This window comes from Paenibacillus sp. FSL R10-2788 (genome assembly GCF_038003885.1).
Classification (GTDB): domain Bacteria; phylum Bacillota; class Bacilli; order Paenibacillales; family Paenibacillaceae; genus Paenibacillus_AQ; species Paenibacillus_AQ odorifer.
In genome coordinates this window covers 390,657-403,786 of the sequence record NZ_JBBOQA010000001.1, presented here as the reverse complement: position 1 = coordinate 403,786, position 13,130 = coordinate 390,657, and the positions used below count along the sequence as shown (strand labels likewise).

Here is a 13,130-nt window from a genome sequence, read left to right as displayed (position 1 = left end):
CGTGTTCCCTTATTGGGAGCATGGCTTTTTTTGTTGGTATGCCGACATAGCTATATAATAATAGGAGTATCTCCAGGTCACCTGATGGTTAATGATATAGTATAATTATCAGCATAATATATAGAATAAAAAGCCCTTCAGATCGGAGCGTGTCAGCTTGAAAAAGTATATAGCTTTATTCTTAATGCTCAGCCTGTTATGGATACCCGGTGCATATGCCGCTGGAATTCCTGCACAGCAGGGATTCGTTACCGATAACGCTGAAATGTTCAGTTCCGCAGAAGCCGCGTCTATTTCTGCTACCGCTACTGGAGAACTCCTGACCATCCACGTACTCACTGTAGATTCCACAGACGGTACTCCAGCTGATAAGTATGCAGACAAGGTTTACGACTCGTGGAAACTGTCCACGCGGGATCTTCTACTGCTGATCTCCGCTGGTGACCAGTCCATTGAGCTAAATTTCTTAAATCCAGACTTTCAAAGCTCGTTAAATACTTGGTCTAAGAATCAGGGAGGGTCCTCGGGAAGTTCAGCCATCCAAAAACTGCTCGACACTTATTTCATTCCTTATGCCAAAAAAGGGGACTTCGCTGGCGGGACAAAGACTTTGATTAATGCCATCCATTCTATTGGAGATCGTGCCGGCAATACTGGAGGAACCGCAGGAAGCGGGAGCGCAGTCGGCGCCGGGAATGGTGTAAACCGCTCCAGCAGCTCCATGTTTATGATTGCAGCGATTCTTATCGGAGCCCTTCTAATCCTCCTTGTACTCTTTGTAGTGGTTACGGGCCTGCGTCGTCGCAAGCAGCTTAGCGAGCAACAGAAACAGTTATCTAATTTAATGGTCCAGGCAAATCGGGCACTGGAATCGCTAAATCCTTTTCAAGGGATCGTTCAAGGCAAGACGGGAGAGCTAGTCGAGGGTATTTCTAAGCGGCTGTCTGCCAAGCTCGTTGAAATCTCTGCACTACAAAGCGAAGGTCAAGGCGTTCAGCCGGCATTTTATCGCTTGGCTGCCCTCAAGACAGCTGTGAAACAATTACAGCTGACCGAAGCTTCCTTCCGCGCAGCGCTTGAAGAGGAAGAGAAACACATTGCTGTCATCAGCGAAGCTGACCGCAATGTCAAACAGCGTATTACAGAGCTGAAAGAGGATACGCCGGAGCTTGAAGAGCAACTGCAAGGTGCAGTTAAAGAAACCGGATATGAACTTCAAGAAATTGTAGAAGAACTTAAGGAGCTTGCGGAGGAGACAGCTAAGGCAGACCAATTAGAGCTTTTTGATCCCATTGCTGCACAAGAGGTTACCGAGGATGCACAGGAACGTCAGGAAAAGATCGAACAGGATCTGAAGGATGTTGATCTCTATGATGATAAGCTAAACAAATTCCCTACGGTATTAGCTGCGGCACGTGCCAAAATCACCGGGATCATTGAACAGAATTCACTGCACAATATGAAGGTTAAGCCATATGATCACCTGGAGCAGGCCCGCGCAGAATCGTTGACTCTTGAAGCGCCACTGCGTATAGGAGATATGGATGAGGTGCGCAGAATCGGCGCCAGTCTAGACCTTCTTCTGGATGAAGCTATTGCTATGACAGAGCAACAAGCACTGCTGCGGCAGAATAACCGTAGAGATCTAGAGACATTCCGCACCACATGGAGCCATTTGAAACAGCGGCGAGACGAGCTGCAGGCACGAATTACAGAAGCACGTGTACATTTCGAAGAACAGCATGTAGCTACTATAGAGAATATTCTGACGGAGTGGAGCACACGTCTTCGGGAAGGCGCAGGTGAAGTGGCGCAAATTGAGAACTGGACCAGTGATGAACGGGGCGAATATGACAAGGCCCACGATGCGCTGGAGCGCTTGCTGTCATTGCAGGATGAAGCTGGCCGGCAATATGACGGTGTCTCTGAAAGTCTAAATGTATTAAATGAAAGACTTGATAAAGTACAACGTCTCTTCTCCGAAGGACAAAGCCGGGTAGAGACGACCCAGCGAATGCTGCACAGCAGAGGCTTGTCTTCCAGAATCCGCTTTGAGTTGTCCTTATTGCCGGAATATAGCCAGTTGGAGCAACGGCTGTCATCCCGGCCTTACAACCTAGAGGAACTGGAATCGATTGGCCGCGCTTATGACGCTCACATCACTTCCTTTGTGAATGAAGCGAACCGAATCATTCGCCAAAAGGAAGAGGAAGAACGGCTGGCCCAGCTAGCCATGATGAGAGAGCAACAGCGGCGTGCACAAGCCCGTAAACGAATGTCCTCTGGTCCTCCTTCTTCAGGCGGATTCGGTGGGGGACGTTCCTCCGGCGGCTCTTCCTGGGGCGGAGGCGGCAGTGGCGGCAAATCCTCCGGCGGTTCTTCTTGGGGCGGTGGCGGCGGCAAATCCGGTGGAAATTCATCGGGTGGCTCAAAGTGGTGATTCCTCACACTTAGATGCAAATGGATATACAAAAAGACTCTTTCGCCTATACCGGGCGGAAGAGTCTTTTTAATTATGAATTATTGCTGTTTCATTTGTGGTATGAATGTGCCATTGGAAGATAAATTGTAACGGCTGTGCCCACTCCCTTTTCACTAGCTATTGCCACATATCCTCTGTGGGCAGTCACGATTTTTTTGACAATCATGAAGCCAAGTCCATTCCCATCGCCTCTGGTCGTGTGAAAGGGCTCCCCTAATTTCTCCAGAACTTCCTTGTTCATACCCTCTCCATTATCGGTAAAGGTAATCACCTGGAATTCATCCTTCACATCAAGAGTTACTGTAATGCTCCCGCCAAAAGGCAAAGCTTCCATTGAATTTCTTAGGATATTCAGGAAAATCTGCTTAATCTGATTGCGGTCACATTCGATCTCAGCATCATAATGGATCTTTGTATTCAACGCTATATTATTCATCTCCACCTGAATCGCGAAGATATTCAATACTTCCAGAAGGATCGTACTACATTGTTCAGTCATATAATGCGCAGCCTGCGGCTTACCCAGAATAAGAAACTCGCTCACAATGAGATTCATTCTTTCCACTTCTGACATAATGAGATCATAATGCAGCAGACGTGAATCTTTATTAGCCAGTTGAAGCATCCCTTTCACCGTAGTCAGGGGATTGCGGATCTCATGTGCAATGCTCATGGCCAGTTGTCCTGCGACCACTAGCTTTTCTGTATTGCGCAGCACTTCTTCCGTTCTTTTCATCTCCGTGATGTTGCGCAAACTTCCAATCACACGCGCTAAGTAACCATTCGCATCGTAAACGGGTAGTACATCTAACATATAATGCTCGAACAACCCGTTTTTCTCCTGAATCACTTCTAACCCGGCACATGCGACATGATGTATGATGACATGTTGAAAGTATGCGCCCACATTCCTAATTTCAAAGACACTAGTTCCAACAACAGACTCTTGATGCTCACCACCCAAATGAAGCATGGCTAAACCGTTCTCATTTATATTCACGACTGTTCCGAATTGATCTGTTATGATTACCCCTAAGTAATTGGTCTCTAGCAAAATCCGATTTAATAATTGCAGCTGAGAATTTCCTCTCCGCAACAAAATCTCACGTTCAATCGAGTCAGCCATCGTACAGAGCAGAGGCAGCAAATGGGGATGGGCTACATCTATATCTGCCATAAATGAAATTGTGCCTAAGATTTCCTGCCCATTTTCTTTATAAAATGGAGCCGTACAGCATACTAAATGATGCAAAATATGATGGAAATGGTCTCGTCCTGTCAGCTGGAATGGCCTCTGATATTCAAGGGCTAAAGCGATTGAATTGGTACCCACCTCTTTGTTCATCTGCACGCCTTCTTTGATGCCTACCTGTCCTACGAGATCAATAATCGTCGCATCTCCCTGGAACGCCAATAGATAACCTGCATCATCCGAAATCGTAATTAGGATCGGGTTCCCCTTTACTGAGGACAGAAATTTTTTGACAAAAAATTCGATAACCTCAATCACTTCACTATATACGCTAAGCTGCGCTCCCAATTCATCAGCAGAATATCCCTTTGCAAAGACAGGCGGTTGCTCAGGATCAATTCCTTGGTCTATACAATGCTGATTGGAAGCCTTAATAATGGTCTCATCCGTCAGTATCCCTGTTGTCTCATCCAAAGCCCTTACCCCATTCTGTATGAATCTTCAATTTTGCATTGCATAATTATGTATTCTACCTCTCTCCCTCTAATCCTTTTCAATCCTTAAAAATCAAATAATCCCAATGTTAAAAAATAACTTTCTGCACAAAAAAACTCCACCCCTGTAAAAGAGCGAAGTTTTGGAGGATTATTATTTTCTGTTTTTCTGTTAATGCTTAGTGTCATCCAAAAAAGGTTTATTCACATAATAATACATTACCCCCATCAGTACGCCACCGCCAATTAAATTGCCGATCGTAACGGGGACAAGGTTATGGAACACTCCATACCACGATACCGTTCCGGGATGATCAAGTACAAGCGCAATCGCAAAGGTACACATATTGGCAATACTATGCTCATAGCCGGAGATGAAAAAACAGAATACGAATAAGACCATTGCGAACATTTTGGCCCCATCGCCTTTCATATTCATGGGTATAAAAAAAGCCATACAAACGAGCCAGTTACAAAGAATGGCCCGAAAGAAAAGCTGACCTGCCGGGGCTTCCATCTTATGCTCCACTACATATAACAAAAATCCGTTTACATCTGAGCTATAGAACAGTCCTGTCAAAAAAATCAGCAAGGCAAAAACGGCAGCTCCAAGAATATTACCGATATAACTCATGATCCACATGCGGATAACCTCAGACCATTTCATTTTCCGTCTTAGTGCCGTGTATGTGTAATAAAAAGTATCTCCGGTGAATAAATCCCCACCACCAAAAGAAATTAGAATAATAGCCGCTCCGAAAGTTATCGCAGCCATTGGATATGCAAAGGGGGATTGCTCCATAAAGAAATAGTTGCCTGTCTTAAAGGCTACAATTACACCGAATCCGATAAACATACTGGCCAGCATGGCTCTGGCAATATAGCGCATTACGCTTTGCCGGAATATCTTCTGTTTCTTAAGTGCTAAATGTTCAACCTGAAGCAGCGCCTCGTTCTCCATGTGACCTCCTTAGGGATTTTGGTATTTCCAGCTGATTATGTGCTAATCGTACAGCCTTGCGTTATTATACCCAATAACCCGCTGGAAATTACTTGAACCAATTCACGCCAAAAAATCCCTGAATACTTACGGGGAAGCGAAGCTACCTCTTGCTAATTGTCTTCATTGATTTTAGCAATGGCTTCTGCTTTTTCACTGCTGGCGACGATGATAAGCACGAGTATCAAACAGCCTAAAACCATAGCCTATCCCCACTTCCTCCACATGTAGTCTTGTGACAACTTATGTATGTGGATAGGGCTTTATGTTTGGCTACAGCAAACTTCATTTGATTAGACCAAAAAAAGCAGAGCAGCGAACCCCCAGAAACGAAGGCTCACTGCTCTGCTATATTTTTACGGTCTTTTTTTAACTAATTAGTTCAAGAAACTGCTCAGTTGGCTCTCTGCTTCACCTTGTTTCAGCGCCTCAGGCTTGTCCGCTTCATTGAGACCTAGACGATTGCCCAATTGGGTATTGATCGTCGTCATTTTGGATGTATAATCCTGGCAGCTCTCGATAATACGACGGTTTGACTGTTCCGAAGTGTCTAATGCGCTAAGCAGATCGCCGATCGCTTGATTCACGGCTTCCATAGACATGGAAGGTTTGGATAGAAGCTCGGTCGTTTTTTCTGTAGTCGTACGCAGCAAGCGTGCATTTTCTTTAAACTGATCTTCAATCGTCTTATTTGTTGCTTCTACAGCATTGATAACATTCTCCTGATCGGCCAGCGACATCGCAATCATTGCCGACACTGTGATCAGATTAGAGGTCTTATCAATCGCATTATTCACGGAATCGATCAGTTTATCATTATTGTCATTGATGATATCTGTAGCAGCGATCGCTTGATTGTACAATAGAATCATCTCTGTCATGGACTGAATACGAACCATCACTTTACGTAGACCACGCTCCAGATAAGCTTTACGGAACTCATTCTCAGGCTTCGCAATCTCCACCTCGAACAGCTCTTTTAGCTTATTGCCGAAGGCAATTTTGGTCTGCAGGTTATAGATCTCCTCCATAGAGGTACGTTTCAGCTGGCGCATATTTACAATACTCTCTTCGAGGGTATCCCTGCCGTCGCGTAGACCGGTAACAATCGCATCAATATTCGTGCGGACAGACTGATATTTGTACACATAGTTCTTCATCGGACTCTTCCGCAGCATTTTGCCGAAAAAGCTAACATTCTTACTCTGTTGCAGATTTTCACACTCATTCCGCAGCTTCATAATCATGTTAGGCACTTCAACACGCTTACCGGACATCAGGTCATTTACCGGACGATCCAGCAGTTTGAGGGTTTGGCCTGCTTTTTCCTGCGTCTTCACCCCAAGCTTCCCGATATCATCCATTAAAGAATCCAGTGTGACTGTATCTGTTTGGGATACCTTCTCGATCAATTGTGCCGCTTCTTCGACTACCTTTTGTTCATCTTCTTTTTTTAATTGGATCAACTGCGTGGACATGGGTTTCCCTCCTATAATTCGGAACTGCTATACCGCTGATGAATCAGTTCCGCCTTCGTCTGAAGTTCCATCAGGTCTTTATGTTCGATCGTCGAAGCAATATCCGATATTTTGGAATCAACATCTCTTAGACCGTTCAGCAGCGTTCTCCGATTCTTCGTCTTTGCTTCACCACTTAGGCGCAAAAATGGGTTAATCACACCATTCAAATCCTTCAGAATCAATCTGCGGACCGTGTGATTAATATCGCCATTATTGAGCTCCTGCAGCAGCGGAATTACACGTTGAAGTCTCGCAAAAAGCGCCAGTGATTTCTCGACAATTTCATTGTCCAGTGTATCCTTCTGCCCCTCGGAGATAATCATATCTTCCAGAATGCTAAGATACTCAACTACCGGAGCAAATTCCGGTCCAATCTTCGTTGGTTCGGCCTCAGTTCTACCACTATTGCCCGGATTACCTGGTGCAGCATTATTTGCCGCACTATTTAATTGCGGAGCATTTGCAGAGGGAGCTGGAGCAATAGGTACCGTCTCTGGACCTGCTGGCAGCACCTCAGCCGGAAGGTTGGTTCTCGGACTTCTCGTTGCAAGAACCCCTACAGCAGCACCTGCTACAGGCAACAGCAAGGAGAGTAACTCAGGCAGAAAAGAGCTCGTTAATACAGCGACAACATAGCCAATACCGGCATACAGCAATATTTTCGATTTAAATTTAATTTTTCTCACCTCTTGTGAGCGAGATTGCGAACGCTCAATTCACGGGATCCGAAATTACGGATTCGCCGTTTATTTTCATAATTAGCGGCTGCTCTACATGGCTGGCAAGCACATTATCGCCGAACTCCGCAGGCTGGACCTCTCCGCCGAGTGCACTTTTGACAGCCAGGTATGGAAAGTTAATTCCAGACAGACAAGAAATATGAAGACCTCCAGACATCCGGGGGTTAATCTCCAGCAGTTTAGGAATTCCACCACTATACTTCATTTGAATATTGAAATTGAAAGGTATTTTATATACCTCTGCTACCCGAGAAGCAATCTCCTCCAGCTCCGGAATATGCTCCATCAGCCGCAGACGGCCACCAGCTTTACGACGGGGCACAGCCGCTAACAGTCTGCCGTTCTCATCTGACAAGCAATCTATACTGTATTCATAACCTTCCAGCAATTCCATCACCATAAGTTCAGGGAATGTAGCTTCACTTCCCAGAATACGATAAGCCTCTTCGAAGGATATCAGCGGTGTTACATGACCAAACAGCTCCTGCAGAGGACTACGTGTGTTATCAATGATACGGAAGCCGAGGCCCCCCTCTGTCTCCGTAGGTTTAAAGCATACGCGATGCCCTTTGGCTACAAGATCATGATAAGCCTCTTTGAACTGCTCTGCTGTACTGACCACATGATAATCAGGAATTGTCATAATCCCGGTTTCCTTAACACTTTCGTAGAACTTACCCTTATCCATGATGGTCTCCAACAAGTCCAAATCTCTACAGACCAGAACCTTGGTACCAATCGCATCAAACATAGCAGCATGCAAAGCTATATCCAGCATATGTAACCGTGGAATAAAGATATCGATCTCATTGCGGCGACAGAAATCCACACAAAATTGAACATATTCTATTCCAGTCAGTGCCGGTTCAGTCCCAGCAACATCAGCCCCTTGAAGTGACATATGGTGAATATCTGGGTGCGTGGCGAAGATTTGTACAGGAACGCCATCCTCATTATTGCGGATGAGATTCATATAATGGTAAGCGACGGAAAACCAGCGATTGAAATAAATGTTTACCTTTTTCATAGTGGCCCAACTCCCAATACGGTTAAGTTATTATAGATCATGTTTACATACTGTAGAATTTCATCACCAGCAAAAACACCCGCTTGCTTCGTAAAGGGATACCTTGATTTTACAAGACCACTTTGCTGCTCTGCAAATATTTCTCCATGACAAGGAGCAATCGCATAGTCCGCACTTTCTAGTAAACTCTTATCCAACAAGGAATCTCCCGATGCTACCATCGGTTCTGACCGAACCGTCCGGCGTACATGAACAATCGCATCACTTTTATTTACAGCGGCAGGAACGACATATAGCTTGCGCCCTTGTAAGGATACCCGCCAGCCCAAATCGTATAATCGCTCTGCCAGATTCGTAATCTCATCCATAGGTAATAAATCACGCACTACCACAAAGGTATAGAATAAATCATCACAATACCGCTCACTAATGATCCATTCCTCGTGCACTACAGACCTAACGTGCATTCTAACTTCTTCTGCCGCAGCCGATTCATTTTGAACAAGCCTGCCCACAGAAGCTCTCCAGCTCTTATCCACTTCGCCACCAATCAGAATATTCCCGCCATTACTAGTAATCGCGTAGTCTGGAATAATCGTGTCTTGAAACAGATTAATACGCTTATACTGCGCGATTGTACGTGTTGTAACGGGCATAAAGATAATACGGGAAGTAAGCTCCATCAGATCAGCCAATGCTTTTTGGGAAATGTATGAAACCGTCTTGCCATCCACAACCTCCGCAGGAACCAGGCCCGGAGTATTCTCCGGGACACCAATTGCATTTAGGGAATAGATTAACGTTCGGTCCAAATCACTGGCATAGATCATTCCGTCTCACCTCTCAGCGGTTTAATAATTCCGCAACAGGAATAGGTGAGTCCAGGGAATACTTCTACTGGAACCCCCCTATCCTCTGCTAAGAGAATAATATGACGGAGATTTGGATTATCCATAGTATCGACAAGAATCTTCCACGGTACTCTGCGCAGCAGCACTCGGGTTGTTTCTCCGACTCCGGGCTTGACCAAATCGATGTTATCTATGCCGAACACTTCTTGAATACTCTGAATATCACGCAGCCCCTGCCATGTAATTTCTGGCGGGGATTGCTGCATCTGTTCAGCAATCGCTTGTGCTTCTTCCGCAACGGAGGAGAAATACGGGCAGATCGCCGCAATGAATACATTAGATACATCCGTATCGAGCCATTCCTTGTAGAATTTAGCCCCATGGAATTCTTCCGGACCGATTAAATCGTCGCGCAGCACTGTCCGGCTCATCAGCCCTGAGACCGTAGAATTGAGGCATGCACTAGGAATAAGATAATCCTCTCTAGTACCGAACGTGCCTGAACAGTTCCCGGGATCAGCCAATACGGCCAGGTCATCATTTAGCCGAATGCCATATTTCTCATACAGGCTGTTGCACGCTTCAATCAATACCTGGCGAATAGCTCCTTTCCCCGTCCATCCATCGACAAACTGCAAATCAGCGTCAAGCCCGTGCTTTTGCAGAATATAGAGGATTGCGTTCTCATCAATCCCCTTGCCCCGAATGATAGAGATACTATAATGCGGCAAATCAGCATCATATCGCTCTTGGATATAACGCTTAATCAGTACACCAATTGGTGTTCCCGCTCTTGCCAAAGAGACTAACACCGTATCAAGTCCCCGTTGAGCGACAATCATCTCAGAGACTACCGCTACTGCTAGAGCGACCTTCTCCGCAGATTGCTCCAGCGTCTCGTGAAATAACTCAATATACTGCTCAGTAGGCTGATATTCCACGGGCAGCATCTCAGAGTAATGTACACCTGATTGAATGGCGGCCTCTCTTTCGTCAGTCGCCCGCTCCAGTGAAACATCACTCAGATCCTTAAGCAAAAATATAACATCTGATGGAGAATAGCTGCCTAGCGGAACCGGTTCGGCTATACTTCTGTTTAGAATTTCTTCAGTTACTGTTCCCTTCATTGGTAGGGCCTCCACTTCTTCTTTCCGAGGTCAGTACAATAAGATGCACTTTATGGCGGGCCAGTTTCTTCAGTATATCAAGCATAGGTTTCATACGTTCATGCGGTACATCACGCTCAATCAGCACAAATATATCATCGTATTGATCAGGAGCTACATTATAGATAAAGTTTGTGATCTCCGGGTCGCCGGCTGAAGGATAGGCAGCAGCACTATGCACCCCATAATCCGGTCGACGCTCAGGGTGGATTGGACTTCTAGTGGAAGACTGATAAGCAATCCCTTCCCCCATTTCCGCCGCCACTCTCATCGGAAGATACATAAATTCCCCTACGCCCATTACCAAGGCTTTCTGTCCTCTACGCAATTGCCGCAGCTGTTCAGCTATTCGCTTCACACCCTGATCAAGCCCCGGATTATCCTGCGACACAATTCCGAAACGTCCACTATATTTCATATACGGCGCTGTGTTAATCTCACCATATGAATCGATAGAGGATACCTCCAGTCGTTCCATTCCATCTGGAGCATAAGTGGTTACAACCTCACACTCTACAGCAGCCTCTCTATCCAGCTGCTCTGTATCCTTATTAAATACTGGTGAACCTATCACTTCAATATTCCCTTGCAGCAGACATAACGACTTAATGCGAATCCCCAGCTCCTGCTCAAGATCACTATAGCGTTGAAGATTGCTGCCGCTTCTCCAGTCCAGAAGAGAGACTACCACATATTCCTCCCGCGGGAACTTTGACTGAATATCCCGAATCGTATTGATCGCGGTTTTCCCAGTCGTTATCTCGTCATCTACCAATATAATAGGCTCTGTCCCAGATAAGAGTTCGGTATCCAAGGCATAACATAGATGATCAACCGCATGAGAGTGTTCTTCTACAAAACTTACAACAGACTCCAAATCAGGAATATGCTCACGCGTAGTATGAATATATGATGCCTGCTCAGCAAAGATGTTGTACACACTGTGACCCAGTGCAGTTGCCGTTTCTGCGAATCCAATAAAAACCACAGGCTTGGGCAAAACCAGCTGGGCCGCTAGCAAATGTTGATAGGCTTCCTTAGCAAATTCAGGATGAATCAGCCCATGAACCGCCATATCCAATAACTCTGTCATACGATCACTGTCCACGGAATCACCGTTCATCTCCTGATATAACAGCAGCGCCAACGCTGCTCCGCTTAGAAGTGAAGTATACGGATCGACGGGGATATGCTTGCCAAGCACCTTACTGACAAACAGAAAAGTCCGCTTTTTATTAATTCGCGCCGCCATAGAGAATAAAGAATCCAGAGGCATATGAAAGGGGTTAAAGGTTTCGGTTACATTCACTTGCAGGTTCTCGACTATGTTATACGTGCGTAAATTCGTTTTCGGGTAATAATCCGACAAAATGCTGTTGTTCATGTAACACCCCGTATATTTGAGATCGTAGTAAAGTTCGTCTTGCCCAATTGAGATGGGGCTTAATTTCATTCATTTTATTAAAATATTGACTCTTAAACACGCCCAAACTGCCATCATTACTTTCTACAATGCTTAAAGCATCAACGTATTCCTCATGCATAACCGTATACATCGCCTGAACAGGTCTGAGGTGAGAAGGATGGATAATCGTCTTGCCTACAATTCCATTCTCTTTATCTAAAATAACCTCACGAATTAGCCCGTCTACACTGCTCGAAATATAGCTATTCCGCATATCACGGCCGTTTTTGCCGTAAGTATCCTCAAATGGCGTCTGCCGTAGCTGCGGCCGGAGAACTCGATGGCCTTTATTCGCAAAATACTCCCAGACGGGTCCTGAGATCACATATCCCTCTTCAACCCGCCCAAACACATTGATAATGTCCGAGATACAGTCACGAATAGGAGTAAGATCATAAATACTAACATCAGGACTGCGACGCAGTCCGAACAGACTGGAGAAATCCGTTGCCCCAATTCTAACGTTTAGGACAAGTTCACGGTAATTACGGAGTAAATCACGGATAGATAGCAGACTGTCCACTCGACTTTCCCGATAAATAATAGGTGCAGTTTCCAAGATTGGCATCCCGTAAAGCACAGGATCATTATAACCACGCGTATTGTTGTACTCAGCTAACGTTTCAAAATATTGAATTCCATTGTCCACAGAGAACTTAGGAAAAACAAACCCTGTTAACATCGTTACCAAGGATCCCAAGCGGAAAATCATTTGCCGGAGTTGGTCCGGGTTACGTACTCGTATAAAAAGAAGCGGGAGGCTGTTTGCCGAATCCAGCTCATTTTCTGCGTAAGCAGCTAGATAAATAAGATGCTGGATAATAGACTCCTCTGCATTGTCAACCTGGTCATCTCCGATTGCGTCCTCCAGATCTATAATAACCGTCACCAGACCTGCATTCTTGAGCTTAATGATGTCTTCTGCAACACTTGCACGGGTAGCCGGCATATAGAGGGCAGCGCCGACAGCGTAGGCTAGCAGTTCCTTGTTCGTGGTATGATCAAATGAGATAGGCGGAGTGTAAAACAAAGAGTTTTCTTGTTCTTTCGTCAGGTAATCGAAGTATCTCAAATCGGTTCCCCCTTATAGTTTTGCGAAGCCAAGCAAAACAAGCGTAGACCTCTCCTCATAGAGAGTGTCAGAACCGGCAATACTGTCCCTTGGGATGGCATCTTGGCTCTCTCAAATATAA

The 13,130-nt window shown here is 45.4% G+C and carries 10 protein-coding genes; 1 reads left to right on the top strand and 9 read right to left on the bottom strand.

The window, feature by feature from the left end:
* Positions 1–157: 157 nt before the first annotated feature.
* Positions 158–2,440 carry a TPM domain-containing protein gene (locus NSQ50_RS01800; RefSeq protein ID WP_076101188.1) on the top strand — a complete coding sequence of 761 codons (2,283 nt, stop codon included), beginning with the start codon at positions 158–160 and terminating at the stop codon, positions 2,438–2,440.
* A gap of 91 nt (positions 2,441–2,531) precedes the next feature.
* Here the strand turns inward: NSQ50_RS01800 and NSQ50_RS01795 are convergent, their stop codons facing one another.
* From NSQ50_RS01795 to NSQ50_RS01755, 9 genes are all read right to left on the bottom strand, one after another.
* Positions 2,532–4,148, bottom strand: a complete 1,617-nt coding sequence (locus tag NSQ50_RS01795; RefSeq protein ID WP_036687435.1) for an ATP-binding protein — start codon at positions 4,146–4,148, stop codon at positions 2,532–2,534.
* A 192-nt stretch (positions 4,149–4,340) separates the two neighbouring features.
* Positions 4,341–5,129 (bottom strand): formate/nitrite transporter family protein, encoded by a 789-nt coding sequence (locus NSQ50_RS01790; protein WP_036687433.1) that lies wholly within the window; start codon positions 5,127–5,129, stop codon positions 4,341–4,343.
* Between the two features lie 416 nt (positions 5,130–5,545).
* Positions 5,546–6,646: a toxic anion resistance protein gene (locus tag NSQ50_RS01785; protein ID WP_036687432.1), complete on the bottom strand. Its 1,101-nt coding sequence runs from the start codon at positions 6,644–6,646 to the stop codon at positions 5,546–5,548.
* Positions 6,647–6,657: 11 nt separating this feature from the next.
* The gene (locus tag NSQ50_RS01780; RefSeq protein ID WP_076224902.1) at positions 6,658–7,365 is read right to left on the bottom strand and encodes a hypothetical protein; all 708 of its coding nucleotides are present in this window, start codon (positions 7,363–7,365) and stop codon (positions 6,658–6,660) included.
* Positions 7,366–7,399: 34 nt separating this feature from the next.
* Complete coding sequence (locus tag NSQ50_RS01775; protein WP_036687430.1) at positions 7,400–8,455, bottom strand: ATP-grasp domain-containing protein; 1,056 nt, start codon at positions 8,453–8,455, stop codon at positions 7,400–7,402.
* A complete protein-coding gene (locus tag NSQ50_RS01770) occupies positions 8,452–9,285 on the bottom strand; it encodes an HAD family hydrolase (RefSeq protein ID WP_036687429.1) in 834 nt (277 codons plus the stop codon). Before NSQ50_RS01770 ends, NSQ50_RS01775 begins: the two co-directional genes overlap by 4 nt.
* On the bottom strand, positions 9,282–10,433 hold the full coding sequence (locus tag NSQ50_RS01765) for a cysteine protease StiP family protein (protein ID WP_076224872.1): 1,152 nt from the start codon (positions 10,431–10,433) through the stop codon (positions 9,282–9,284). Before NSQ50_RS01765 ends, NSQ50_RS01770 begins: the two co-directional genes overlap by 4 nt.
* Positions 10,414–11,856 (bottom strand): phosphoribosyltransferase family protein, encoded by a 1,443-nt coding sequence (locus tag NSQ50_RS01760; protein WP_081386972.1) that lies wholly within the window; start codon positions 11,854–11,856, stop codon positions 10,414–10,416. The genes NSQ50_RS01765 and NSQ50_RS01760 overlap by 20 nt, the downstream gene beginning before the upstream one ends.
* Entirely contained in the window at positions 11,801–13,009 is a 1,209-nt protein-coding gene (locus NSQ50_RS01755; protein ID WP_235219550.1) for an HpcH/HpaI aldolase/citrate lyase family protein, read from the bottom strand. Before NSQ50_RS01755 ends, NSQ50_RS01760 begins: the two co-directional genes overlap by 56 nt.
* Positions 13,010–13,130: the final 121 nt, after the last annotated feature.